The organism is Streptomyces sp. NRRL S-118, from assembly GCF_000716335.1.
Taxonomy (GTDB): domain Bacteria; phylum Actinomycetota; class Actinomycetes; order Streptomycetales; family Streptomycetaceae; genus Streptomyces.
On sequence record NZ_KL591004.1, the window covers coordinates 248,266 to 273,620 of the forward strand.

Consider the following 25,355-nt stretch of genomic DNA (forward strand, 5'->3'; position numbering starts at 1 on the left):
CGAGGTGCTGGTCAAGCAGGGCACCGACCCCAAGACCCTGAACAACGGCGTCGCCGGCTACTACACGGACCCGATCAAGTCCGCGCTCCCGGCGGACAAGCAGGGCAACTTCACGCTGGCCGCGCACCGCGACGGACACGGCGCGAAGTTCCACAACATCCACAAGCTGAAGAACGGCGACGCGATCGTCTTCGAGACCAAGGACACCTGGTACGTCTACAAGGTCTACAAGACCCTCCCGGAGACGTCGAAGTACAACGTCCGCGTCCTCGACCCGGTCCCCAAGGAGTCCGGCAGGACCAAGCCGGGCCGCTTCATCACGCTGACGACGTGCACCCCGGTCTACACCTCGGACTATCGCTACATCGTGTGGGGCGAGCTGGAGCGGACGGAGAAGGTCGACCAGGACCGCACGCCCCCGGCCGAGCTGCGCTGATCACCGACCGCTCACCGCTCACCGCTCACCGCTGATCGCGGATCTCCGACCGGCGACCGGTCACCGAAGCCGAAAGAGCCCCGGCACCCTGTGGAGGGTGCCGGGGCTCCGTGCTTCGTGTCCCGGGCTTCCTGACCCGTGCTCTGCGCGCGGGGGTCAGTCCTGGCGGAAGACCACGCCGGAGGGGCCTCCGAAGAAGCCGCCGCCGTCGTTGTCCCCGTCGTTGTCGCCGTTGTTCCCGTTCCCGTTGCCGGCGATGGTCTGCACGTTGACCGCCTGGTTGGGCTGCGCCGGGGTGTTCGGCTGCGGGTCCTGGGCCACCACACGCGCGTTGTCGTCGTTCGGGCCGTTGACGTTGCCGAGCTGGAGACCGGCCTGGGCGAGGGACTGCTTCGCCTGTCCGAGCGTCTGCCCGAACAGCCCCGGGACCTGGACCTGCTGCTGCGGGCCCTTGGAGACCTTCAGCGTGATCTCGCTGCCCTTGGGCGCCTGGGCGTTGCCCTCCGGATTCTGCCCGACGACGGTGTTGGCGGGCTGGTCGGAGTCGACGTCCTCCCGCTTGACCGTGAAGCCGAGCGTCTCCAGCTGGGCCTTGGCGGCGTCGAACTGCTGGCCCGTGACCGGCGGCACGTTGCGCTCGGCCTGCTTGGACACCGTGATGGTGACCTCGGAGTTCTTCTCGGCCTGCGTGCCGCCCTGCGGGTCCTGCCGGATGACCTCGCCCGGGTCCTGCTCGGACTCCTCGTACTTGACCTCGACCTTGAAGCCCTTCTCGTCGAGCGCCTGCTTGGCGTTCTCCTCGGACTTCTCGGTGACGTCGGGGACCTCGATCTTCGGCGCGCCCTCCGAGACCCAGACCTGGACGGTCTCGCCCTCGTTCATCTTGGCGCCCTCGGTGGCCTCGGGCGACTGACGGCAGATGGCGCCCTTGGGCTGCTCGCAGCGCTCCACCCCGGCCTGCGACAGCTGGACCCCGGCGTTCGTCGCCATGCCCTGCGCTTCCGACAGGGGCTTGCCGACCAGGTTGGGCACCGGGAGCTTGCTCGTGTTCTCGCCAGTGTTGTCGAAGACCGCGCGGCCGATCAGGATCGCGCCGACCAGCACCAGGATGCCCGCCAGGATCAGCAGGATCGTCGAGGTGTTCGACTTCTTCTGGCGGCGGCGGTCCGGGCGGTCGTCGTAGCCGTAACCGCCGTCGTCCGGGCTCAGGGGCGGCATCATCGACGTCTGGCCGGCCGGGTCGGTCTGGCGCAGGGCCGTCGTGGGCTGGTCGTCGGGGCCGCCGTAGCCGCCGCCGTACCCGGCCGCGCCCATCGCGGCGGTCGCGGCGACCGGCTGCCCGTCCAGGCACGCCTCGATGTCGGCGCGCATCTCGTCGGCCGACTGGTAGCGGTAGTCCGGGTCCTTGACCAGCGCCTTCAGGACGATCGCGTCCATCTCGGGCGTGATCTCGGGGTCGAAGTTGCTGGGCGGCTGCGGCTCCTCGCGGACGTGCTGGTACGCGACCGCGACCGGGGAGTCGCCCACGAACGGCGGGCGGACGGTGAGCAGCTCGTACAGCAGGCAGCCGGTGGAGTACAGGTCCGACCGGGCGTCGACCTGCTCGCCCTTGGCCTGCTCCGGGGAGAGGTACTGGGCGGTGCCGATCACGGCCGCGGTCTGCGTCATGGTCATCCCGGCGTCGCCCATGGCGCGGGCGATGCCGAAGTCCATGACCTTGACCTGGCCGGTACGGGTCAGCATGACGTTGGCCGGCTTGATGTCGCGGTGGACGATGCCGGCGCGGTGCGAGTACTCCAGGGCCTGGAGGATGCCGACCGTCATCTCCAGCGTGCGCTCGGGCAGCAGCTTGCGGCCCGAGTGCAGCAGCTCACGCAGGGTGGAGCCGTCGACGTACTCCATCACGATGTACGGGATGGAGATGTTGTCGACGTAGTCCTCGCCGGTGTCGTAGACAGCGACGATCGCCGGGTGGTTGAGCGAGGCGGCCGACTGGGCCTCACGGCGGAACCGGGCCTGGAAGGACGGGTCACGGGCGAGGTCGGCCCGCAGCGTCTTCACGGCGACGGTGCGGCCGAGCCGGGTGTCGTGGGCGAGGTAGACCTCCGCCATGCCACCGCGGCCGAGCACCGAGCCCAGCTCGTACCGGCCGCCGAGGCGACGCGGCTCTTCCATAACTGTTCCAGCCCTCTCCGTCAGTCCCGACCGCACCCCTCTGTGTGGTCCGGCGGTGTGCTGTTCGCGCATACGCTACCGGCCACGGGGAGCCGATCAGACCGCGACCGCCACCTGATACGCGACCGGTACACAGCCACAGCCGTCACTTCCTGCTGTCCACGACCGCCTTCATGACATCGCGCGCGATGGGTCCGGCCAGACCGCCACCGCTGATGTCGTCACGGGTGGCGTCGGAGTCCTCGACGATAACCGCTACGGCGACCGGGGAGCCGCTGTCCGTCTTCGCGTATGAGATGAACCACGCGTAGGGGCGGGCCTTGTTCTTCTCGCCGTGCTGGGCCGTACCGGTCTTGCCACCGACGGTGACGCCGTCGATGGCGGCCTTGCCGCCGGTGCCGTTCTTGACGACGTTCTCCATCATCCGCTGGACCAGCTGCGCGGTCTCCGCCGACATCGGCCGGCTCATCTCCTCGGGCTCGTTCTTCTCCAGAACGTCGAGGTTGGGCGCGGTGACGTGGTCGATCATGTACGGCTTCATCAGCTTGCCGTCGTTGGCGATCGCCGCGGCGACCATGGCCATCTGGAGCGGGGTTGCCGCGGTGTTGAACTGGCCGATCGAGGAGAGCGCGTTGCCCGGGCGGTCCATCTGCTTGTCGTACACGGACTTCGCGGCGCGGACGGGGGTGTCGATCTCCCCGTTGTTGAAGCCGAACTTCTCCGCCATCTTCACCATCTCGTCCCGGCCCACCTGGTCACCGAGCTTGGCGAAGACCGAGTTGCAGGAGACCTCCATGGCCCGGTTCAGGCTGGCGTTCTCGCACCCCTGGGCGTGGTTCTTCATCGGCGTGGTGGTGTGCGGGAGGATGTACGGCTCCGGCGTGTCCGTCGGCGCGTCGATGTCGGTGACCTTGCCGGTCTCCAGCGCCGCCGCGGCCGTCAGCACCTTGAAGGTGGAGCCGGGGGGGTAGACCTCGCGCAGCGCACGGTTCAGCTTCGGCTTGTTCTTGTCGTTCTCCAGCGCGACCCAGGCCTTCTCGTCCTTGCCGCTGTACCCGGCGAAGGAGGAGGGGTCGTACGACGGGGTCGAGGCGAGCGCGAGGATCCTGCCCGTCTGCGGGTCGATGGCGGCGACGGCGCCCTTCTTCTTCCCCAGGCCCTCGAAGGCGGCCCGCTGGGCGGCGCCGTTCAGGGTGGTGATCACGTTGCCGCCCTTCTTCTTGTCGCCGGTGAACATCGACAGGGTGCGGTCGAAGAAGAGCCGGTCGTCGTTGCCGGTGAGGATGCCGTCCTCGAGCTTCTCGATCTGGTTGGCGTCGTACGCCTGCGACGCGTACCCGGTGACCGGCGCCCACATGGGGCCGTCGATGTAGGTGCGCTTGTACCGGTAGAAGGGGTCCTTCGAGTCGACGGAGCCGGTGATCGGCTTGCCGTCGACGATGATGTTGCCGCGCGGGTTGGCGTACCGCTCGATGGTGACCCGCTTGTTCCGCTCGTGCGTGCTCAGCTCGCCGGCCCGGACGTACTGGATCCAGTTGTCGCGGATGAGCAGGGCGAGCACCAGCAGGCCGCAGAAGATCGCGATATGGCGCAGGGGCTTGTTCACGGTCGGACCACCTGGGTCATCTCGGCATCGGGGGACGGGGCGGGGGCCGGCGCGGGACGGCGCGCGGTGTCGCTGATCCGCAGCAGGATGGCGATGAGGGCCCAGTTCGCGATCACGGAGGAACCGCCGTACGCGAGGAACGGCATGGTCATACCGGTCAGCGGGATCAGGCCCATGACGCCGCCGGCGACGACGAAGATCTGCAGGCCGAACGCGCCGGACAGGCCGGTCGCGAGCAGCTTGCCGAACGGGTCGCGGGCGGCGAGGGCGGTGCGCATGCCGCGCTCGACGATCAGGGCGTACATCAGGAGGAACGCCATGACGCCGGCCAGGCCCAGCTCCTCGCCGACGGTCGCGAAGATGAAGTCGGAGTTGGCGGCGAAGCCGATCAGGTCGGAGTTGCCCTGCCCGAGCCCGGTGCCGAGGGTGCCGCCGGACCCGAACGACATCAGCACCTGGGTCATCTGGTCACAGGCCTGGGCCATGTTGGAGCCCTCGGGGGCCGTCTTCAGGCACCCGAAGGGGTCGAGCCAGGCGGCCACGCGGGACTTGACGTGGGTGGCGGTCGAGCCGACGACGACCGCGCCGCCCACCGCCATCAGCAGACCCATGATGATCCAGCTGGTCCGCTCGGTCGCCACGTACAGCATGATCACGAACATGCCGAAGAACAGCAGCGAGGTGCCGAGGTCGTTCTCGAAGACCAGGATCAGCAGGCTGACGGCCCAGATGGTGAGGATCGGGCCGAGGTCCCGGCCGCGCGGCAGGTAGAGCCCCATGAAGCGGCGGCTGGCGAGGGCGAGCGCGTCGCGCTTCACCATCAGGTAGCCGGAGAAGAACACCGCGATCACGATCTTGGCGAACTCACCGGGCTGGATGGAGAACGGGCCGATCCGGATCCAGATCTTGGCACCGAAGACGTCCGCGCCGAGGCCCGGGACGAGCGGCAGCAGCAGCAGGATGATCGCCACCACCATGGAGATGTACGTGTAGCGCTGCAGGACGCGGTGGTCCTTCAGGAACATCAGCACCAGCAGGAACAGCGCGACGCCGATCGCCGAGTACATCAGCTGCTTGGGCGCGTCCGGCGTGAAGGTGTCGTACCGCGCGATGATGCGTGGCGACTGGTCCAGCCGCCAGATCAGCACCAGGCCCAGGCCGTTGAGCAGTGTCGCCAGGGGGAGCAGCAGCGGGTCGGCGTACTTGGCGAACTTCCGCACCAGCAGGTGCGCGATGCCCGCGAGCAGAGCGAGCCCGACGCCGTACCCGAGCATGCCGGCCGGGATCTCGCCGTCCAGGGCCAGGCCCACGTTCAGGTACGCGAACACCGGGATGGCGACGGCGAAGCCGAGCAGCGCCAGCTCGGTGTTGCGGCGGCTCGGCAGGTCGATCGCGCCGATGGTGGTCGTGTTGGTGACAACGCTCATGGTGGTGAAAGGCCCCCCTACGGGTCCTTACTGCTTGCCGCAGTTCGAGGCCAGCTTCTGCTCCTCCTCCGAGAGGCTGGGGCCCGGGGAAGGAGTGGCTGCGGTGGCGGTGGGCGTGGGTGCGGTCGGGAGTCCGGTCGTGCCGCCGGCCTCGCCCTCACCGGGCGGTGCCGCGGGCGCCTGGTCGGTCGCCTTCCGGCGTTCCTCCTGCTTCTTGCAGGCGGAGGCCTGGACGGCGAGCTCCTCGATCTTGTTCTGCGCCTTCGCGAGGCTGCCACCGGTGATGGTGTCCTCGACCTGCTTGCGCTGGTAGTCGGGGAGGTACTTGAGTTCGATCTCGGGGTGGTCCTTCTCGACCTTCGAGAGGGAGACCCAGGCCAGGTCCTGGCTGATGCCGCGGTACAGCGCGACGTGCTCGTCGTTGGCCCCGACGTAGTACTGCGTCTGCGTCCAGCGGTACCCGCCGTACAGCCCGCCGCCGACCACGGCCAGCGCGAGCACGATGTAGAACGACCGCTTCAGCCAGGAGCCGCCCTTGCGGGGCTTGGTGAAGTCGTCCTCGGAGTACGCCCCGAAGGAGCCCTCGGGCGGCATGCCGCCGTAGCCCAGGTCACCGCCGCTGCCGGGAGGGCCGAAGCCCCCCTGGGGCTGCTGCGGCGCCGGGCGGCCGAGACCGGACGCGCGGCCGGCCGGGGTCTCCATGGCGCCGCCGTCGTTGAGCTGCGTCTGGTTCTCGGCGACCGCGCCGACGATGACCGGCGTGTCGCTGAGCTGCCCGGCGAGGGTGTCGCCGCCGTCGACGTCCAGGACGTCGGCGACGATCACGGTGATGTTGTCCGGGCCGCCGCCGCGCAGCGCGAGCTGGATCAGCTCCTGGACGGTCTCCTGGGGGCCCTGGTAGCTGGCGAGGGCCTCCTCCATCGTCTGGTGGGAGACGACGCCCGACAGGCCGTCGGAGCAGATCAGGTACCGGTCCCCGGCCCGCACCTCACGGATGGACAGGTCCGGCTCGACGTGGTCCCCGCTGCCGAGCGCGCGCATGAGCAGGGCGCGCTGCGGGTGGGTGGTGGCTTCTTCCTCGGTGATGCGGCCCTCGTCGACCAGCCGCTGCACCCAGGTGTGGTCCTGGGTGATCTGGGTGAGGACGCCGTCGCGCAGCAGGTACGCGCGGGAGTCGCCGACGTGGACCAGGCCGAGGCGCTGCCCGGTCCACAGCAGTGCCGTCAGGGTGGTCCCCATGCCTTCCAGCTGGGGGTCCTCCTCGACCATCATCCGCAGCTGCTCGTTCGCGCGCTGGACCGCCGTGCCGAGCGAGGTGAGGATGTCGGAGCCGGGCACGTCGTCGTCGAGGGTGACGAGCGTGGAGATCACCTCGGAGGAGGCGACCTCGCCGGCGGCCTGGCCGCCCATGCCGTCGGCGATCGCGAGCAGGCGGGGGCCGGCGTAACCCGAGTCCTCGTTGCCCTCGCGGATCATGCCCTTGTGCGATCCGGCGGCGAAGCGCAGTGAAAGGCTCATGCGCACCTGCCCGGTCGACTCTGCCTCGGGGTACAGCCGGTCTCGAGCCACACTGCCCACCCTCCGGTCGGGAGCCGGTGCAGTTCGCCTGTGGGCGCCACCGCTGCGGCTCGCTCGCTCCGCTCGCTCATTGTCGTACTACTTCCGCAGCTCGATGACGGTCTTGCCGATGCGGATCGGCGCGCCCAGCGGAATCGGTGTCGGGGTGGTGAGTCGGGTCCGGTCGAGATACGTGCCGTTGGTGGACCCGAGATCCTCGACGATCCACTGGCCGTCACGGTCCGGGTAGATCCTGGCATGCCTGCTGGACGCGTAGTCGTCGTCCAGCACGATCGTGGAGTCGTGCGCACGGCCCAGCGTGATGGTCTGGCCCTGGAGCGCGACCGTGGTGCCGGTCAGGCTGCCCTCGGACACGACCAGCTTGGTCGGCGCGCCCCGCCGCTGACGGCCGGACTGCTGCTGCTGCTGGCGCTGCTGCGGCGGGGCCGAGGCCTGCCGTGCCGCCTGCTGCGGCCGTGCGGCGTCGCGGCGCGAACCGCGCTGCGTGACGCGCGTTCCGAACAGGTCGCTACGGATGACCTGGACGGCCACGATGACGAACAGCCACAGTACGGCGAGGAAACCCAACCGCATGACCGTGAGGGTCAGCTCTGACATTGCCCCCGCTTCACCCTTCGGCTTGCCGGTAAACGATGGTGGTGCTGCCCACGACGATCCGCGAGCCGTCGCGGAGCGTAGCGCGGGTGGTGTGCTGCCCGTCCACCACGATGCCGTTGGTGGACCCGAGATCCTGGATCGTCGAGGGCGTTCCGGTCCGGATCTCGCAGTGTCGGCGCGATACGCCGGGGTCGTCGATCCGCACGTCGGCGTCGGTGCTGCGGCCCAGCACGAGCGTCGGGCGGGAGATCTGGTGGCGGGTGCCGTTGATCTCGATCCAGCGGCGCACCTGGGCGCCGGGCATGGGTCCCGGGACGGCCGGCGGACGGCCGGCGGCGGGCGGACGGTTCATGCCGGGCGGCGGCGCCGCCGGCATGGGAGGAGCGCCGGCCGGGGGGTACCCGTAACCGCCGGGGCGGGCGCCCTGCGACGGCTCGGCCGACTGTGACGTACTCGACGCGAGGGTGCGGCTGCGCACCCGGTACAGCCCGGTGTCGAGGTCGTCGGCCTTCTCCAGGTGGACCTTGATCGGTCCCATGAAGGTGTACCGCTGCTGCTTGGCGTAGTCGCGGACCAGGCCGGACAGCTCGTCGCCGAGCTGGCCCGAGTACGGGCTGAGGCGTTCGTAGTCCGGGGCGCTCAGCTCGACGATGAAGTCGTTGGGGACGACCGTCCGCTCGCGGTTCCAGATCGTCGCGTTGTTGTCGCACTCGCGCTGGAGGGCGCCCGCGATCTCGACGGGCTGCACCTCGGACTTGAAGACCTTGGCGAAGGTGCCGTTGACCAGGCCTTCGAGTCGCTGCTCGAACCGCTTCAGGACTCCCATGGGGCACCTCCTCCGTCGTTGCCGTCCTGGTACTGCTTACTGATCGTATCCACGCGTCGGGAAATCGGCTGGTTCCCCTTCTCTGGCCTGTGGACGAGTGTCACCTCTCACAGGATCGTAGAGGTGGCCTCCTGACAGTGTCCCGTATGCGGGGTGCACCGTGGAGGAGTGGGTACGGCCGGGTCCGGTTCGCCGTGTTCCCCCTCGACTTCCGGCCCGTCGGGGCGCGGGGCGGGTGCTCCGCGGTGCGGCCCGGCGGAAATCGGGTGCGGGGGCCCGGCGCGGACGGGGCGCGGGGCCGGTGCCGGGGCTGGTGTGGACGGGGTGCCTGGACGGGGCGGTCGGGGTGCCCGGACAGCGCGGTGGCCGGTGCGGGTGCGGGTGGGACGGGGCTGCGGTGGGGGTGCCGGCTTCGGCTGCGGCTTCGGGTGCGGCGCTGTGGCCGGTGCGGTGGTGCCGGAGCCGTCCCGGGAGTGTGGCCGGAGCGGACCCTGGCTGCGCTGTGGTCATGCCGGGGCTGTCCTCCGTCCCTTGCCCTGCGGGGCTTCGCCGCGTTCCTCACCCTCTCTCTGTTCGCGGTCCGGGGCCTCGAAACAAGGGATGTGAATCCCCCCTCGGCGACGTGCTAATCTTCTGATGTCGCCAGGCGCTCCGGCCGAAAAGCCGGGGAGGACAGCGGCAACACCCAATGCGCGGGTGGCGGAATAGGCAGACGCGCTGGATTCAGGTTCCAGTGCCCGCAAGGGCGTGGGGGTTCAACTCCCCCCTCGCGCACAGGAGAACGGGTCTCCGTCAGGACGAAAGTTCTGACGGGGGCCCGTTCCTCGTTGTGCGTCCGTCGTCGTTCGTTCGCCGGAGTGCGTTCCTCGGCGTGGGGTGTGTCTCTCGGAGCGGGGTGTGTCTCTCGGTCTGTGCGCGTTCCGGCTCGGTGCCTCAGCGGTGCGTGTGCCCGGGGCCGTCGTGGCCGGCGTTGTAGCGCAGCAGGTACGCGGCGAAGCGGTCGAGGTCCTCGGTGGTCCAGTCGGCGAGGCGCGCCTGATAGGCGGCTCGGCGGCTGGCGTGCGTGGAAGAGAGCAGCCGGCTGCCCGCCTCGGTGGGATGCAGGACGTGGACGCGGTGATCGCTGACGTCCAGGCGGCGCTCGACCAGGCCCAGCTTCTCGAGGACCGCGATCTGACGGCTGACCGTCGACTTGTCGAGCATGTAGTGGGCCGCGAGGTCGGTGGCGCGGCAGCCCTGGCGATGGTCGATGTGCGCGAGAAGCGTGTACGAGACGAGGGGCAGCTCGGGGTGGAGCCGGGCGGCCGCCGCTCGGGCCCGGCGGGCGAACGCGGTGAGCTCTCGCTGGATGATCTCGACGGCCTCGTCGCGCGCCCCGGGCATCGGTTCGCCTTCCTCGTGCGATTCCTGCGGCTGTGGGCATCGGGTGTCCGGTGGTGGACTGGGTCCGCAGGGCGAGTACCGCGAGGTGCGCGAGTTATCCACAGTGCGTCGTCCACAGGGGAAGACGCTCGTGCGGGGGCGGCGGTACCTTCTTGGCAGTTGCCAGCGGGGCGGTTGCGGACGGGGGGCTTCATGTACGAGGACGAGGCGGTGGCGGTGTCCGCGGGGGCGGGTGTCGGCGCCGGGGCGGACGCCGTGGTGGATCCCGTCCTGGCTGCCCGGGTGGATCCCGTGGTGGATGCCGGTGATGCTGGGGGCGGTGCCGGTGGCGCCGGTACCGGCGGCGGGCGGATTCCGAGGGTGCCGGGGTTCGCTCAGCGGGCGCCCGGTGCGGCGGGTGCGGCGGCTCAGTCCCTCAAGGCGCGTGGCAAGGCGCTGCGCGACCGGGTGCCGAGGAGCGCGCACGGTGCGCTGGTCCTGTCCGACGGGCGGCCGGACGCGGTCCTCGCGGTGGAGGAGTCCAGCCGCGGCCGGGTGCCTTCGCTGACGCCGATACGCGTGGGCCGGATGGCCGCGACACCTTTCGCCTTCCTGCGCGGGGCCGCCGGCCTCATGGCCCATGACCTGGCCGGTACGCCGGTCACCGGGATCGGTGCGCAGATATGCGGGGACGCGCACGCGGCGAACTTCGGTCTCTACGGCGATGCGCGCGGCCGTCTCGTCATCGACCTGAACGACTTCGACGAGACAGTGGTCGGCCCCTGGGAGTGGGACGTCAAGCGGCTGGCGACGTCGCTGATCCTGGCCGGGCGGGTGGCGGGCGCCGACGAGGACGTGTGCCGGGCGGCCGCGTACGACGCGGTCGGGGCCTACCGGCGGACCATGCGCCTGCTCGCCAGGCTGCCGGTGCTGGACGCGTGGAACGCCATCGCCGATGAGGAGCTCGTCTCGCACACGGACGCGCGGGACCTGCTGGGCACCCTGGAGCGGGTGGCGGAGAAGGCGAGGGCCAACACCAGTGCTCGCTTCGCCGCCAAGTCGACGGAGGTGTGCGAGGACGGCAGCCGTCGTTTCGTGGACGCGCCGCCCGTGCTGAGCCGGGTGCCGGACGCGGAGGCGGCGGCGGTCGCCACGTCGCTGGGGGCGTACCTGCGCACGCTTCCGGAGGACCGGCTGCCGCTGCTCGCGCGGTACGCGATCCACGACGTGGCGTTCCGGGTGGTCGGCACCGGGAGCGTGGGGACCCGTTCGTACGTGGTGCTGCTGCTCGACCACCGTGGCGAGCCGCTGGTGCTGCAGGTGAAGGAGGCCAGGCCGTCGGCGCTGCTGCCCCACCTCACCCGGGTGGGGTTCGGGGCGCCGGGCGTGGAGCACGAGGGGCGGCGCGTGGTCCTCGGGCAGAAGCGCATGCAGGTCGTCAGCGACAACCTGCTGGGCTGGACGACCGTCGACGGCAGGCCCTACCAGGTGCGCCAGTTCCGCAACCGGAAGGGCAGCGTGGACCCCGCGGCGCTCTCGGCCGACCAGCTCGACGACTACGGGCGGATGACCGGGGCCCTGCTGGCCCGGGCGCACGCGCACAGCGCCGATCCGCGGCTGATCGCGGGGTACTGCGGCAAGGGCGACGAGCTGGACGAGGCGATGGCGCGGTTCGCCGTGGCGTACGCGGACCGTACGGAGGCGGACCACGCCGATCTGGTCGCCGCGGTCGGGAGCGGGCGGATAGCCGCCGAAACGGGGGTGTGACCGGCTGGGCCGCTTCCGCCCGTACGCTGGTCGGGTGACGACCCCGAGCGACGACCTGACCGGCGAGCAGAGCACCGGGCACGGCACCGACCAGACCACCGGCGAGGCCGCAGCCGGCGAGACCATCGCCCAGGCCGGCGGTGCCCCCGGCGACGAGCAGGCCGGTGGGCCCGGCGGTGCCGAGGCCGGTGAGCCAGCCGGTGAGCCCGGCGGCGCCCAGGCCGGTGAGCAGGCCGAGCGGCCGGAGGCTCGGCTGGAGCGGGCGGTGCGGGCGGCCGAGCAGGCGCTGATCGAGTTCGAGATCGCGGTGGAGACCTTCCGGGTCGAGGTGGAGAACTTCTCCCGGCTGCACCACCAGAAGCTCGGCCCGATGTACGCGCGCCTGGACGAGCTGGACGCCCTGATCGCGGAGGCCCGCGCGGCGCGGTCCGGGGATCCGGAGGATCTGCGCCGGGCGCAGGAGGCCCGCGCGATGGTGCTGCCGATGCCGGGGGTCGACGAGCTGTTCCACAGCTGGATCGACTCCGACGGCCTGTCCCCGGAGGCCGCCGCGATGCTCAACAACCAGGCCGTGCAGCCGCCGAAGCGGGTGCGGGTCGGGGACGCGGTCCGCAAGCTCTACCGTGAGCTCGCCCGCAAGGCCCATCCGGACCTCGCCCGGGACGAGGCGGAGCGGCAGCGGCGCGAGGAGTTCATCACGCGGGTGAACGCCGCCTACGGGCGCGGGGACGAGGCGCTGCTGCGAGAGCTGTCGGAGGAGTGGGAGCGCGGCCCGGTGCCCGCGGCGGACGAGCTGAGCGAAAGCGAGGAGCTCTATGCCCGGCTGGACTGGTTGGCCCGGCGCAAGGAACTGCTGACCGTCGTCGCGCGGGACCTGGAGGACAGCGCGATCGGCGCGATGCTCCGGATGGCGCCCGACGACCCGGACCGGCTGCTGGACGAGATCGCCGAGCAACTGCTGGCGCAGGTCGCCGAGCGCGAGGCTGAGCTGGCCGCGTTGGCGCAAGGGGTGCAGTAGGTTCGAGATGTTCGCTACGACGAGAGAAGGCGTGACCCCATGAACTTCGCACCGCTGCCCACGGTGGACGCAGCTTCGGTGCCGGCCGACGGGCTGGTGCTCGACGTCCGCGAAGCCGACGAGTGGGCGGCCGGGCATGTCGACGGTGCGCTGCACGTGCCGATGAGCGACTTCGTGGCGCGCTTCGGCGAGGTGACGGAGGCGGTGGCCGACGGGCGGCGCGCCTATGTGATGTGCCGGGTCGGCGGCCGGTCCGCGCAGGTCACCCAGTACCTGGTGCAGCAGGGCATCGACGCCGTGAACATCGACGGCGGCATGCTCGCCTGGGAGAGCGCGGGACGCCCGATGGTCACCGACACCGGAGCCCCCGCCGTCGTCCTGTAGCTCCGAGGTTCGGTGGTTGTCGGCCTGGCCTGCCTGTAGTGGCGCGCGATCCGCGCGTGGCCCGGCCGAGGCGCGGGCAGCCGGGCAGCCGGGCATGCGGGCAGCAGCGTGCACCGGTCGCGGCGGCTCGGGGCCGGGCCCGGGGCGAAGGCAGGCGAACAGCGCCGCCAGGTGCAGCGCCGGCCAGGTGTGCGTACCGGCTGCGGCGGCTCAGCGAGCGGAGCTCGTGGGGTGGGGCAGCCGTCCGGACCCATCCCAGCGGGCCGGACCCATCCCAGCGGGCCGGACTCATCCCAGCGGGTGAGCGGCCAGCAGGTCGCCGAGGGCCTCCTCGTGCGCAGCGGCCGGGCCGAGCGAGAGCTCCAGTTGCTTGGCCCAGGCGTGGAAGCGGTGCAGCGGATAGCCGGTGTCCGCGCCGAAGCCGCCGTGCAGATGCTGCGCGGTCTGGACGACGCGCCGCACGCCTTCCGAGGCCCAGATCTTCGCCACCGCGATGTCCGCCGACGCGGGCAGCGGCCCTCCGGCGCCCGTGGTGATGCGCCACGCGGCCTGCCACAGGGTGGCCTCCATGGCGCGCAGGTCGATATACCGGTCGGCGGCCTGGACGGCGACGGCCTGGAACGTCGCGACGGGGAAGCCGAACTGCTCCCGCTTGCCGGTGTACGCGCTCGTCATGGTCAGCACCTGCTCGCCCAGGCCGAGTGCCAGCGCGCAGGTGCCCGTGGTGAGCAGCCCGCGCAGCCATTCCCAGGCACCCTCCGTGTCGATCACCTCATGGGCGGTGAGGCGTACGGAGACGAGCCGGACCTCGGCGAAGAGCTCACCGTTCGTGGAGACCTGCTCGGCGAGCGTCACGCCCCCGTGGCCGGCGGGCACCAGGGCGAGGACCGCCCGCCCGTCGGGCGTGTGCGCCGGAACGGCGATGCGGTCGGCGCCCTGGGCCCACGGCACGCCCGTCTGCGTCCCGTCGAGCACCCAGCCGTCGCCCCAGCCTCCGGTTGCGCCGTCCCCGGTCGCGCTGCCGCCCCGGTCGCCGTCGCGTCGGGCGGTCACGGCCAGCTCGGCCGGGTCGTGCCCGGTGCGGCCGTGCGCGCCCACGGTCAGCACCAGCTCGCCGCGGCCCACCCGGGGCAGCAGCTCGACGGCCAGGGCGGGGCTGCCGTAGCGCTCGACGGCCATCGCGACCGCGCAGGTTTCCAGCAACGGCACACGGGCCAGCACCTTGGCCGCCTCGCGCAGCACCAGGCACAGCGCGACGGGGTCCAGCCCCGCGCCGCCGTGCTCGGGGGAGAGCACCAGGCTCAGCAGGTCGGCGTCCGCGAGGCGGGACCAGAGCGTGCGGTCGAAGTCGTCCGCCACGGCGCCCTCGGTGAGTGCGGGGCTCGGTACCCCGTCGGGAGCGACGCCCGAGAACACCGCCCTCGCCGCCTCGACGGCCGCCTGCTGCTCCTCGCTGAAGGTGAAGTCCACAGCCCTGCCCCTCCTGTCCGACGACCGCCCTGCCTGACGGAGCGTCAAGATAGAACAGGTTCTAGGGGAAGGGAATGGGCACGGACTCAGCGGTCGAAGTCGAGCACCACCTCGGGCGTGACGGGATGCGACTGGCAGGCCAGCACATAGCCCGCCTCGGTCTCCTCGTTCTCCAGCGCGTAGTTGCGGTCCATTCGCACCTCGCCACTGACGAGGAACGCCCGGCAGGTCCCGCAGACCCCACCCTTGCAGGCGTACGGAGCGTCCGCGCGGGCCCGCAGCACCGTCTCCAGCAGCGACTCCGCCTCGCGGACCGGCCAGGTGCCGGACCGGCCGTCCAGGGTGGCCGTGAGCGTGGCGTGCGCGGCCACCGCGGCAGCTCGTGCGGCGACCGCTGCGGAACCGTCGTCCACATGGAAGATCTCCTGGTGGATGCGCCCGCGCTCCACCCCGAGGTCCCGCAGCGTGCGCTCGGCGCCCTGCACGAGCCCGAACGGTCCGCACAGGTACCACCCGTCCACCTCGCCGACGGGCAGCAGGCGGGGCAGCAGCGCGGTCAGCCGCTCCCGGTCCAGCCGCCCGGACGGCAGGCCCGCCTGCTGCTCCTCGCGCGACAGCACGGTGATCAGCTGGAAGCGGCCGGGGAAGCGGTCCTTGAGGTCGGCGACCTCGTCGACGAACATCGTCGAGGCGGCGGTGCGGTCACTGCGTATCAGGCAGAACTGTGCGTCCGGCTCCCTTTCCAGCACCGTCGCCGCCATCGACAGCACCGGCGTGATGCCACTGCCGCCCACGATCGCCGCGAAGCGGCCCGGACGGGGCGCCAGCAGGAACCTGCCCATCGGCTCCATGACGTCGACGGTGTCGCCGACGGCGAGCTCCTTGAGCGCGTACGTCGAGAACTCGCCGCCGTCCACCAGCCGGATGGCCACCTTCAGGACCGGGTCCGCACCGGCGGGAGCGGCGGGGGAGCAGATCGAGTACGTGCGCCGGATCTCCTCACCGACAGCCGTGCTCCGGCGCAGTGTGACGTGCTGGCCGGGGGTGTGGCGGAAGGTCTCGCGCAGGGCGGGCGGAACGGCGAAGGTGACGGCCACCGAATCGTCCGTGAGCCGCTCGACCTCGCTCACCCGGAGCGGGTGGAACATCTACAACTCCTTGAAGTGGTCGAACGGTTCGCGGCATGCGGTGCAGCGGCGCAGCGCCTTGCAGGCGGTGGAGGAGAACCGGCTCAGCAGTTCCGTCGCGGTCGAGCCGCAGTGCGGGCACCGGATGGCGAGCGCCACCGGGACGGGTCCGCCGCCGGCGCCGTCCACCGCGCCCCGCGGGCGGGGCGGGGCTATGCCGAACTCGGCCAGCTTGCGCCGGCCCTCCGCGCTGATGTCGTCCGTCGTCCAGGCCGGGGACAGCACCGTCACCACGGTGACGTCCGGTATCCCGTGCTCGTTCAGCACCCGCTCTATGTCGGAGGACATGGCCTCGATCGCGGGGCAGCCGGTGTAGGTGGGGGTGAGCCGCACCTCGACCCTGCCGGGGGCGATGACGTGCACACCGCGCATCACCCCCAGCTCCTCCAGAGTCAGCACGGGCAGCTCCGGGTCGGGCACCGAACCGGCCAGCCGGTTCAGTTCCTCCTCCAGGGCCGTCATGCCCGTCGGGGCCGCGGTGCCGGTCACCACGTCGCCCCCGGGTGGCTGCGGTGCAGGTGCTGCATCTCCGCGAGCATCCGCCCGAACGACTCCGTGTGCAGGCCCTGGCGTCCCGCGCCCGCGCTCCACGCCCCGCTGCGCGGCCCGTCGGGGACGGTGAGCGTGGCCCGCTCCAGCAGCGCCGTCACCGACGTCAGCCAGTCGGCCTCCAGCTCGTGCCAGTCGATGTCCAGGCCCTCGACCGGCTGGAACAGCTCGCCGGTGAAGCGCCACAGCGCCTGACAGGCCCGCTGCATCCGCTCATGGCTCTCGGCGGTGCCGTCGCCCAGCCGCAGCGTCCACTGCTCGGCGTGGTCCTGGTGGTAGGCGACCTCCTTGACCGCCTTCGCGGCGAGTCCGGACAGGTCACCGGCGTCCGCCGCGGCCAGCCGGCCGTACATCAGGCGCTGATAGGTGGAGAAGTACAGCTGTCGCGCGATGGTGTGGGCGAAGTCGCCGTTGGGCTGCTCCACCAGCTGGACGTTGCGGAACGCACGCTCCTCGCGCAGATAGGCGAGCTCGTCCTCGTCCCCGGCCAGGGACAGCAGCACCCGGGCCTGGCCGAGCAGGTCCAGCGCGATGTTGGCGAGCGCGACCTCCTCCTCCAGGACGGGAGCGTGGCCGGCCCACTCCCCGAGCCGGTGCGACAGCACCAGTGCGTCGTCGCCGAGGGCGATCGCTGCGGCGATCGCCGTGGGAGTCGTCTCCGGAGCCGTCACAGGTGCTGCACCCCTTCCGGGATCTCGTAGAAGGTCGGGTGCCGGTAGGGCTTGTCCGCGGCCGGCTCGAAGAAGGGGTCCTTCTCGTCCGGCGAGGAAGCGGTGATCGCCGCGGAGGGCACGACCCAGATCGACACGCCTTCGTTCCGGCGGGTGTAGAGGTCCCGGGCGTTGCGCAGGGCCAGCTCGGCGTCCGGCGCGTGCAGGCTTCCCGCATGCGTGTGGGACAGCCCGCGGCGTGAGCGCACGAACACCTCCCACAGCGGCCAGTCGGTGTTCGTCATGCCGTCGCCTCCCCGTGCTCCGCCTGCCGGTCGTGCTCTTCGCGCTGTCCGTGCTCTTCGCGCCGGCCGCGCTGCTCGTGCTTCGCGGCGTACGCCGCTGCCGCTTCCCTGACCCAGGCGCCCTCTTCGTGCGCGCGCCGCCGCTGGGAGATCCGCTGCTCGTTGCAGGGCCCGTTGCCCTTGAGGACCTCCCAGAACTCGGTCCAGTCGATCGCGCCGAAGTCGTAGTGCCCGCGCTCCTCGTTCCACCGCAGGTCCGGGTCCGGGAGCGTGAGCCCCAGTGCCTCGGCCTGCGGAACGCAGATGTCGACGAAGCGCTGGCGCAGCTCGTCGTTGGAGTGCCGCTTGATCTTCCAGGCCATCGACTGCGCCGAGTGCGCCGACTCGTCGTCCGGCGGGCCGAACATCATCAGCGAGGGCCACCACCAGCGGTTCACCGCGTCCTGAGCCATCGCGTGCTGCTCCGGCGTCCCGCGGGAGAGAGCGAGCAGGGCCTCGTACCCCTGGCGCTGGTGGAAGGACTCCTCCTTGCACACGCGCACCATCGCGCGGGCGTAGGGGCCGTACGAGCAGCGGCACAGCGGCACCTGGTTGGTGATCGCGGCGCCGTCGACGAGCCAGCCGATGGCGCCGACGTCGGCCCAGGTCAGCGTCGGGTAGTTGAAGATCGAGGAGTACTTCTGGCGGCCGGAGTGAAGCTTGTCGAGCAGCTCGTCCCGGCTGACGCCCAGCGTCTCGGCGGCGCTGTACAGGTACAGGCCGTGCCCTGCCTCGTCCTGGACCTTGGCCATCAGGATCGCCTTGCGCCGCAGCGAGGGCGCGCGGGTGATCCAGTTGGCCTCCGGCTGCATGCCGATGATCTCGGAGTGGGCGTGCTGCGCGATCTGCCGGACGAGCGAGGCGCGGTACGCCTCGGGCATCCAGTCGCGCGGCTCGATCCGCTCGTCGGCGGCCACCGCGGCGTCGAACACCGCCTGGTACGCCTCCTGCGTATCCGCAGTCACTGCCGTCATCGGGCCCCCTACCGACCGATCGTTCGGTTGAATGACTTCAATGGTGAGTCGGCGGGCCGTATGGTGTCAACCCTGTGGATAACTGCGGTGGATCGATGCGGCCGCGGACCGAGGCGGATCGGGGCGGGATGGACTCGTACGACAAGGAGGGCGGGCGCGCCGAGCTCGCCGCGAACCTCCGGGGCACCGCCCCGCACCCCTCCCCACCCGGTGCACGCGCCGCCGCGTCCCGTCCCGCCGGCGCATCCCCCACCACGTCGTCCGGATCGGGCGGCGACCCGGGGGCGAACACGGCTGCGGGCGAGGGTGCGGACGCCGGCCCGGGCGCGGATGCCGGCCCGGATGCCGATGGGGTGCCGGTCCCCCGCACCGGGGGCATAGCCGGGCTCTCGCTGCCGTATCAAGTGGTGGCCTCCGTCGCTCTCGCCGTCGTCACGGTCTTCACCTGCTACCACCTGGCCATGGTGTTCCTGCACGTCGCGCCGTCGAACACGCTGACCAAGCAGCACGGCAAGGCCGTCGACGAATGGGTCTTCCCGGAGTTCGAGCAGAACTGGAAGCTCTTCGCGCCGAACCCGCTCCAGCAGAACATCGCCGTCCACGCCCGGGCTGAGATCACCGCCGCCGACGGCGGGCGCCGGACCACCCGGTGGATCGACCTCACGGCCGACGACGGGGAAGCCATCCGCGGCAACCTGCTGCCGAGCCACGTGAACCAGAACGAGCTGCGGCGCGGCTGGGACTTCTTCGTCAATTCGCACACCACCGACAACCGCCCCAACGGCCTGCGCGGCCGGCTCTCCGAGCGCTACATCCGCCGCATCGCGATGCTCCGTCTGGACGCCCACGACCTGGGCGGTCGCGTCGAACGGATCCAGCTGCGCTCCGCCACCCGGGGGATCCAGGCCCCGGTCTGGAGCAAGGAGGAGACGGACACCCGGACCTACTACCGGACGCTCCCGTGGTGGACGGTGACCGCTGCCGACCTCCCGGGAGGCGTGGAACGCGGCGAGGACGCCAGCCGTACGGAGGCGCACCAGTGAACCCCACCAGCACCAGCGGCACCGCCCCGTCCGCCGGGACCCGGCGCGAGCCGGCCGACCGCCGGCTCGCCCGCGCCGTCCAGCGCGTCACGGCCACGGCCCTCGGCCCGTACCAGACCGCGATCGTGCGCATCGGGTTCGCCGGCGCCTGGCTGCTCTTCCTGCTGCGTGAATTCCCGCACCGCCGCGAGCTGTACGGCCCCGAGGGCCCGTGGTCCTGGGAGATGGGCCAGCAGCTGATCGCGAACAACCACTCGTTCACCGTCCTGATGTGGTCGGACAGCTTCGTCTGGTTCGAGATCGTGTACGCGGTCGCCATGCTCTCCAGCGTGGGCCTGCTGATCGGCTGGCGCACCCGCACCATGTCCGTGCTGTTCATGATCGGTGTGCTGTCGCTGCAGAACCGCTCCATCTTCATGGGGGACGGCGGTGACAACGTCGTCCACCTGATGGCGATCTACCTGGTGCTCACCCGCTGCGGCCAGGTCTGGTCCCTGGACGCCCGCCGCGGCGCGCGCGCCGGTTCCCGCGGTGACGCGATCGGCGTCGCCCTGTGGACGGCCCTCGGTTCCGGGATGGTGGCCGCGACCCTGCTCGGCGACCGGAGCGGCGAGACATGGCTGCTGTGGTTCCTGTGGCTGCTGTGGGCGGCGCAAGGGTTGTGGTGGGTGGTGTGCCGGTACGCGCCCGGCGAGCCGCGCGTCCTGCTGGACGTCCTCGCCAACCTCGCCCACAACGCCGCACTCTTCGTGATCATGGCGGAGGTGTGCCTCATCTACGCCACAGCCGGCTGGTACAAGATCCAGGGCTCACGCTGGCAGGACGGCACCGCGCTGTACTACCCGCTGAAGCTGGACTACTTCACACCCTGGCCGTTCTTCTCGGACCTCCTCGCCAACAGCGGCGTGGTCGTGCTGCTGCTGACGTACGGCACGGTCGTCGTGCAGGTCGCGTTCCCCTTCACGCTCTTCAACCGGCGTGTGAAGAACGTCCTGCTCGTGGCGATGATGCTGGAGCACGCGGGCATCGCGGTGCTGCTGGGACTGCCGTTCTTCTCCCTCGCGATGATCGCCGCGGACGCCGTCTTCCTCCCGACGGTCTTCCTGGTCTGGCTCGGTGCCCGTGTCCGGCTCGGCCGTGACCGGCTGCTGCCCGGACTCAGAAGGCCGGCACCGGACGATCGGCCTGCCACCGACGCGCGGGCCCCCCGTACCCTCGTGGGGTGAGCAGCGAGACCCCCCTCCAGTACGACGACGGTTACGGCCCCGAGATCGGTGTCGGCCCGCACCCCCTGCCCTGGCCGGAGGGCGAGCGGTACGACCCCGAGCTGCTCGCCGGGGGCGACCGGCGCAACGTCGTGGACCGCTACCGGTACTGGACGCGCGAGGCGATCGTCGCCGACCTGGACACCCGGCGCCACGACTTCCATGTGGCCGTGGAGAACTGGGGCCACGACTTCAACATCGGTTCCGTCGTCCGCACGGCCAACGCCTTCCTCGCCAAGGAGGTCCACATCGTGGGCCGCCGCCGCTGGAACCGGCGCGGTGCGATGGTCACCGACCGGTACCAGCACGTGCGCCACCACCCGGACACCGAGTCGCTGACCGCGTGGGCCGCCGCCGAGGGGCTGCCCGTCATCGGCATCGACAACCTCCCCGGGGCGGTACCGCTGGAGCGCACCGAGCTGCCGCGCCGCTGCGTGCTGCTGTTCGGGCAGGAGGGGCCGGGCCTCACGGAGGAGGCCCGCAAGCACACGGCGATGGTCTGCTCGATCGCCCAGTTCGGCTCGACGCGCTCGATCAACGCGGGCGCGGCCGCGGCGATCGCCATGCACGCGTGGGTGCAGCGGTACGCGGAGATCTCCCCCGAGGTGCCGGGCGCGGCCGCGGTCGGCACCTGACCGGTGGAGGTCACGCCCGGCGGGCGGACCTCCTCACGGCGAGCCGGCGGGTGACATCACGCCTGGCGGCGGACCTCCACCACGCGGAAGCGGTTCGACACGAAGGCGCCGTCGCACAGTGCGGCGTTCGCCGCCGGGTTGCCGCCGGAGCCGTGGAAGTCGGAGAACGCCGCCGTCTGGTTGACGTACACCCCGCCCGTCAGGTTCAGCGACAGCTGCGCCGACTCCTCCAGGCAGACCTCCTCGACCGCGCGCTCGACATCCGCCGACGTCGTGTACGCGCCGACCGTCATGGCGCCCTTCTCGCGCACCGTGCGCCGCAGCAGCTCCAGCGCGTCGGCGGTCGAGTCGACCGAGACGGCGAAGGCGACCGGGCCGAAGCACTCCGACATGTACGCCGCTTCCGCGTCCGGCTTGGAGCCGTCGAGCTTGACGAGCACGGGCGTCCGGACGACGGCGTCCGGGAAGTCGGGGTTGGCGATCTCGCGCGAGGCGAGGGCGACCTCGCCCAGGCCGGCCGCCGCCTCCAGGCGGGCCTTCACGTCCGGGTTGACGATGGCGCCCAGCAGGGCGTTCGCCCGGGCGTCGTCGCCGAGCAGGCCGTCGACCGCCGCGGCCAGGTCGGCCACGACCTCGTCGTACGACTTGGGGCCGGCGTCGGTGGAGATCCCGTCGCGCGGGATGAGCAGGTTCTGCGGGGTGGTGCACATCTGGCCGCTGTACAGGGACAGGGAGAACGCCAGGTTGGACAGCATCCCCTTGTAGTCGTCGGTGGAGTCGATGACGACGGTGTTGACGCCGGCCTTCTCCGTGTACACCTGCGCCTGCCGGGCGTTGGTCTCCAGCCAGTCGCCGAAGGAGGTCGACCCGGTGTAGTCGATGATCCGGATCTCGGGCCGGAGCGCCAGATCCTTGGCGATGCCCTCGCCCGGCCGCTCCGCGGCCAGCGCCACCAGGTTCGGGTCGAAACCGGCCTCGGCGAGCACCTCGCGGGCCACCCTGACCGTGAGCGCCAGGGGCAGCACGGCGCGCGGGTGCGGCTTGACCAGGACCGGGTTGCCGGTGGCCAGGGAGGCGAACAGGCCCGGGTAGCCGTTCCACGTCGGGAAGGTGTTGCAGCCGATCAGCAGCGAGATGCCGCGTCCCACCGGCGTGAACGCCTTGCGCAGCTCCAGCGGGTCGCGCTTCCCCTGCGGCTTGGACCAGTCCGCCACCAGCGGTGTGCGGACCTGCTCCGCGTACGCGTACGCCACCGCCTCCAGGCCGCGGTCCTGCGCGTGCGGTCCGCCCGCCTGGAAGGCCATCATGAACGCCTGCCCGCTGGTGTGCATGACCGCGTGCGCGAACTCGTGCGTCCGGGCGCTGATCCGGGCCAGGATCTCCAGGCACACCAGCGCGCGGGTCTCCGGACCGGCGTCCCGCCAGGCGGCCGTGCCGGCGCGCATCGCGGGCAGCAGGACGTCCAGGTCGGCGTGCGGGTACTCCACGCCCAGCTCCGGCCCGTACGGGGACACTTCGCCGCCCGTCCAGCCGTCCGTGCCCGGCTGGTCCAGCTCGAAGCGGGCGCCGAGGACGGCCTTGTGGGCGGCGAGGCCGTCGGCCGCGCTCAACGAGCCGTTCTCCCCGTACGCCTTGGGGTGCTCGGGATGCGGGGACCAGTAGGCCCGGGTACGGATCGCCTCGAGGGCCTGGTCCAGCGTGGGCCGGTGCCTCTCGGACAGGTGGTCGGTGGTGAGCTGAGCGGCGGCCATGACGGACCAACTCCTCGTCGAGCTGGGCAGGGACAGGCGGACAGAGCTAGAGTAACCGAACGATCGGTCGGGACAAGGGGGCCTCCCGAACCTGTGGACAGCTCATCGGGGAGGATCACTGTCATGACCGACAACATGGCCATCGAGCGCAGCCGCACCGTCGCGGTCGTCGGCACCGGCACGATGGGACAGGGCATCGCCCAGGTCGCGCTGGTCGCCGGCCACCCCGTACGCCTCTACGACGCGGGCCCCGGCCGAGCCGCACAGGCCGCCGCGGCCATCACCGCGCGACTGGACCGATTGGCGGAAAAGGGCCGTCTCACCGCGGACGAGCGCGCCGCGGCGGCCGGGCGGCTGCACGTGGCGGACACCCTCGAGGACCTCGCCGACGCCGCACTCGTGATCGAGGCGATCGTCGAGCGGCTCGCGGTCAAGCAGGAGCTCTTCACCGCCCTGGAGAAGATCGTCCCCGACGACTGCCTGCTCGCCACCAACACCTCGTCGCTCTCCGTCACCGCCATCGCCGGGGCGCTGCGGCTGCCGGGCCGCTTCGTGGGCATGCACTTCTTCAACCCCGCCCCCCTGCTCCCGCTCGTCGAGATCGTCAGCGGCTTCGCCACCGACGACACCGCGGCCACGCGCGCGTACGACACCGCCGGGGCCTGGGGGAAGACGCCGGTCCGCTGCGCCGACACCCCCGGCTTCATCGTCAACCGCATCGCCCGCCCCTTCTACGCCGAGGCGCTGCGCCTGTACGAGGAGCGGGCCGCCGACCCGGCCACCATCGACGCGGTCCTGCGCGAGTGCGGCGGCTTCAGGATGGGCCCCTTCGAGCTGACCGACCTCATCGGGCAGGACGTGAACGAGGCCGTCACCCGGTCCGTGTGGGAGTCCTTCCACCAGGACCCCAAGTTCACCCCGTCCCTCGCCCAGCGCCGCCTGGTCGAGTCGGGGCGCCTCGGCCGCAAGGCGGGCCAGGGCTGGTACCCGTACGCCGAGGGCAGCGAGCGGCCCGTCCCGCGCACCGAGGAGCCCGCTCCCGCACCCACGGCCGTCACCGTCCACGGCCACCTGGGTCACGCCGAACCGCTCGTCGCCATGATGGAGCAGGCCGGCATCAGGGTCCGGCGCAAGAAGCACGGCAAGCACCTCGTCCTCCCGGGCGGCGGACAGCTCGGCCTCGCCGACGGCGAGACCGTCTTCGAGTACGACGGCGACGAGATCATCTACTTCGACCTCGCCCACGACTACACGACCGCCACCCGCATCGCCCTGTCCACCGCACCCTCCACCTCGGAGGGGACACTGCGGGAGGCCGTGGGGCTCTTCCAGGCGCTCGGCAAGGACGTCTCGGTGATCGGCGACGTGCCCGGCATGATCGTCGCCCGTACGGTCGCGATGCTGGTCGATCTCGCCGTGGACGCCGTCGACCGCGGCGTCGCCTCCGCCGAGGACATCGACACCGCGATGCGCCTGGGGGTCAATTACCCGGTAGGGCCCTTCGAGTGGGCTGCCCTGCTCGGCTACGAGCACGTGGCGGAGCTGCTCGGCGCGCTGCACGAGCGCTACCCGACCGGCCGTTACGCCCCCTGCCTCGGCGTCCTGCGCATGGAGCACGAGGAGCGGGCCGCCACGAAGGACCAGGACAGCCGATGACCACCGCCAAGCGTGACACCTACACCCCCGAGACGCTGCTCTCGGTCGCCGTCCGCGTCTTCAACGAGCGCGGCTACGACGGCACCTCCATGGAGCACCTCTCCAAGGCGGCCGGGATCTCCAAGTCCTCGATCTACCACCACGTCACGGGCAAGGAGGAGCTGCTGCGGCGCGCGGTCAGCCGGGCGCTCGACGGGCTCTTCGCGGTCCTCGACGAGCCGGGCGCCGTGCGGGGGCGGGCCATCGAGCGGGTCGAGTACGTGACCCGGCGCACCGTCGAGGTGCTCATGGACGAATTGCCGTACGTGACGCTGCTGCTGCGGGTGCGCGGCAACACCAAGACCGAGCGGTGGGCGCTGGAGCGGCGCCGCGAGTTCGACCACCGTGTCGCCGAGCTGCTGAAGGCCGCGGCCGCGGACGGCGACCTGCGGGCGGACGTGGACATACGGCTCGCCACCCGGCTGCTCTTCGGCATGATCAACTCGCTCGTGGAGTGGTACCGCCCGCAGCCGGGCGGCGGGGCCGAGCGCCAGCAGCTGGTCGACACCGTCGTCCACCTGGCCTTCGACGGGCTGCGCACCACCTCCTGACCCGCACCGCACCTCGAGGCGCGCCGGACCCCGTCCGGCGTGCCTCGTCGTGTTTGCGGCCCGGT

23 protein-coding genes and 1 tRNA gene are annotated in these 25,355 nt (G+C 71.4%); 10 read left to right on the top strand and 14 right to left on the bottom strand.

Annotated elements, in window-relative coordinates:
• Positions 1 to 436: class E sortase (locus IH00_RS39490; RefSeq protein ID WP_031071988.1), on the top strand; the 436-nt coding region annotated here is incomplete at its 5' end.
• A gap of 156 nt (positions 437 to 592) precedes the next feature.
• Here the strand turns inward: IH00_RS39490 and pknB are convergent.
• The 6 genes from pknB to IH00_RS0110495 all read right to left on the bottom strand — a co-directional run bounded on the left by pknB (position 593) and on the right by IH00_RS0110495 (position 8,645).
• Entirely contained in the window at positions 593 to 2,611 is a 2,019-nt protein-coding gene (pknB, locus tag IH00_RS0110470) for a Stk1 family PASTA domain-containing Ser/Thr kinase (RefSeq protein WP_031071989.1), read from the bottom strand.
• 145 nt (positions 2,612 to 2,756) lie between these two features.
• Entirely contained in the window at positions 2,757 to 4,217 is a 1,461-nt protein-coding gene (locus IH00_RS0110475; protein WP_031071990.1) for a peptidoglycan D,D-transpeptidase FtsI family protein, read from the bottom strand.
• Positions 4,214 to 5,644: an FtsW/RodA/SpoVE family cell cycle protein gene (locus IH00_RS0110480; RefSeq protein WP_031071991.1), complete on the bottom strand. Its 1,431-nt coding sequence runs from the start codon at positions 5,642 to 5,644 to the stop codon at positions 4,214 to 4,216. Before IH00_RS0110480 ends, IH00_RS0110475 begins: the two co-directional genes overlap by 4 nt.
• Before the next feature lie 27 nt (positions 5,645 to 5,671).
• Positions 5,672 to 7,162 carry a Stp1/IreP family PP2C-type Ser/Thr phosphatase gene (locus IH00_RS0110485; RefSeq protein ID WP_031071992.1) on the bottom strand — a complete coding sequence of 497 codons (1,491 nt, stop codon included), beginning with the start codon at positions 7,160 to 7,162 and terminating at the stop codon, positions 5,672 to 5,674.
• Between the two features lie 138 nt (positions 7,163 to 7,300).
• On the bottom strand, positions 7,301 to 7,819 hold the full coding sequence (locus IH00_RS0110490) for an FHA domain-containing protein FhaB/FipA (protein WP_031071993.1): 519 nt from the start codon (positions 7,817 to 7,819) through the stop codon (positions 7,301 to 7,303).
• A gap of 10 nt (positions 7,820 to 7,829) precedes the next feature.
• A complete protein-coding gene (locus tag IH00_RS0110495; RefSeq protein ID WP_031071995.1) occupies positions 7,830 to 8,645 on the bottom strand; it encodes an FhaA domain-containing protein in 816 nt (271 codons plus the stop codon).
• A gap of 690 nt (positions 8,646 to 9,335) precedes the next feature.
• Between IH00_RS0110495 and IH00_RS0110500 the strand changes: the two genes are divergently transcribed.
• Positions 9,336 to 9,419: transfer RNA gene (locus IH00_RS0110500), tRNA-Leu, on the top strand.
• Positions 9,420 to 9,578: 159 nt separating this feature from the next.
• On the opposite strand, the gene IH00_RS0110505 is transcribed toward IH00_RS0110500, so the two are convergent.
• On the bottom strand, positions 9,579 to 10,028 hold the full coding sequence (locus IH00_RS0110505; protein ID WP_031071998.1) for a MarR family winged helix-turn-helix transcriptional regulator: 450 nt from the start codon (positions 10,026 to 10,028) through the stop codon (positions 9,579 to 9,581).
• Positions 10,029 to 10,220: 192 nt separating this feature from the next.
• Here IH00_RS0110505 and IH00_RS0110510 point away from each other — a divergent pair, with 192 nt between their 5' ends.
• The 3 genes from IH00_RS0110510 (at position 10,221) to IH00_RS0110520 (ending at position 13,176) form a co-directional block, all read left to right on the top strand.
• Positions 10,221 to 11,774, top strand: coding sequence for a DUF2252 domain-containing protein (locus tag IH00_RS0110510; protein WP_078887675.1), 1,554 nt, complete (start codon positions 10,221 to 10,223; stop codon positions 11,772 to 11,774).
• Positions 11,775 to 12,027: 253 nt separating this feature from the next.
• Entirely contained in the window at positions 12,028 to 12,792 is a 765-nt protein-coding gene (locus tag IH00_RS0110515) for a J domain-containing protein (protein ID WP_107064443.1), read from the top strand.
• 39 nt (positions 12,793 to 12,831) lie between these two features.
• Positions 12,832 to 13,176, top strand: coding sequence for a rhodanese-like domain-containing protein (locus IH00_RS0110520; protein ID WP_031072005.1), 345 nt, complete (start codon positions 12,832 to 12,834; stop codon positions 13,174 to 13,176).
• Between the two features lie 288 nt (positions 13,177 to 13,464).
• Here the strand turns inward: IH00_RS0110520 and IH00_RS0110525 are convergent, their stop codons facing one another.
• From IH00_RS0110525 to paaA, 6 genes are all read right to left on the bottom strand, one after another.
• Entirely contained in the window at positions 13,465 to 14,646 is a 1,182-nt protein-coding gene (locus tag IH00_RS0110525) for an acyl-CoA dehydrogenase family protein (RefSeq protein WP_031072007.1), read from the bottom strand.
• A gap of 86 nt (positions 14,647 to 14,732) precedes the next feature.
• Positions 14,733 to 15,794 carry a 2Fe-2S iron-sulfur cluster-binding protein gene (locus IH00_RS0110530; protein WP_031072008.1) on the bottom strand — a complete coding sequence of 354 codons (1,062 nt, stop codon included), beginning with the start codon at positions 15,792 to 15,794 and terminating at the stop codon, positions 14,733 to 14,735.
• On the bottom strand, positions 15,795 to 16,295 hold the full coding sequence (gene paaD, locus IH00_RS0110535) for a 1,2-phenylacetyl-CoA epoxidase subunit PaaD (protein WP_031072010.1): 501 nt from the start codon (positions 16,293 to 16,295) through the stop codon (positions 15,795 to 15,797).
• 23 nt (positions 16,296 to 16,318) lie between these two features.
• Positions 16,319 to 17,053, bottom strand: coding sequence for a 1,2-phenylacetyl-CoA epoxidase subunit PaaC (gene paaC / locus IH00_RS0110540; RefSeq protein ID WP_031072012.1), 735 nt, complete (start codon positions 17,051 to 17,053; stop codon positions 16,319 to 16,321).
• Positions 17,050 to 17,337, bottom strand: coding sequence for a 1,2-phenylacetyl-CoA epoxidase subunit PaaB (gene paaB / locus IH00_RS0110545; protein WP_031072014.1), 288 nt, complete (start codon positions 17,335 to 17,337; stop codon positions 17,050 to 17,052). Before paaB ends, paaC begins: the two co-directional genes overlap by 4 nt.
• The gene (paaA, locus tag IH00_RS0110550; protein WP_052411304.1) at positions 17,334 to 18,350 is read right to left on the bottom strand and encodes a 1,2-phenylacetyl-CoA epoxidase subunit PaaA; all 1,017 of its coding nucleotides are present in this window, start codon (positions 18,348 to 18,350) and stop codon (positions 17,334 to 17,336) included. Before paaA ends, paaB begins: the two co-directional genes overlap by 4 nt.
• 128 nt (positions 18,351 to 18,478) lie before the next feature.
• Between paaA and IH00_RS43940 the strand changes: the two genes are divergently transcribed.
• Genes IH00_RS43940 through IH00_RS0110565 form a run of 3 tightly spaced genes read left to right on the top strand, consistent with a single transcriptional unit; the run spans position 18,479 to position 21,293 of the window.
• The gene (locus tag IH00_RS43940; RefSeq protein WP_031072018.1) at positions 18,479 to 19,393 is read left to right on the top strand and encodes a DUF5819 family protein; all 915 of its coding nucleotides are present in this window, start codon (positions 18,479 to 18,481) and stop codon (positions 19,391 to 19,393) included.
• Complete coding sequence (locus IH00_RS0110560; RefSeq protein ID WP_031072020.1) at positions 19,390 to 20,619, top strand: HTTM domain-containing protein; 1,230 nt, start codon at positions 19,390 to 19,392, stop codon at positions 20,617 to 20,619. The genes IH00_RS43940 and IH00_RS0110560 overlap by 4 nt, the downstream gene beginning before the upstream one ends.
• Positions 20,616 to 21,293, top strand: a complete 678-nt coding sequence (locus IH00_RS0110565) for a TrmH family RNA methyltransferase (RefSeq protein WP_031072021.1) — start codon at positions 20,616 to 20,618, stop codon at positions 21,291 to 21,293. The genes IH00_RS0110560 and IH00_RS0110565 overlap by 4 nt, the downstream gene beginning before the upstream one ends.
• 56 nt (positions 21,294 to 21,349) lie before the next feature.
• Here IH00_RS0110565 and paaN read toward each other — a convergent pair whose 3' ends face one another.
• Positions 21,350 to 23,044: a phenylacetic acid degradation protein PaaN gene (gene paaN / locus IH00_RS0110570; RefSeq protein WP_031072024.1), complete on the bottom strand. Its 1,695-nt coding sequence runs from the start codon at positions 23,042 to 23,044 to the stop codon at positions 21,350 to 21,352.
• Between the two features lie 123 nt (positions 23,045 to 23,167).
• Here paaN and IH00_RS0110575 point away from each other — a divergent pair, with 123 nt between their 5' ends.
• Positions 23,168 to 24,700, top strand: a complete 1,533-nt coding sequence (locus IH00_RS0110575; protein WP_234334813.1) for a 3-hydroxyacyl-CoA dehydrogenase — start codon at positions 23,168 to 23,170, stop codon at positions 24,698 to 24,700.
• On the top strand, positions 24,697 to 25,290 hold the full coding sequence (locus tag IH00_RS0110580; RefSeq protein ID WP_031072028.1) for a TetR/AcrR family transcriptional regulator: 594 nt from the start codon (positions 24,697 to 24,699) through the stop codon (positions 25,288 to 25,290). Before IH00_RS0110575 ends, IH00_RS0110580 begins: the two co-directional genes overlap by 4 nt.
• Positions 25,291 to 25,355 lie beyond the last annotated feature (65 nt).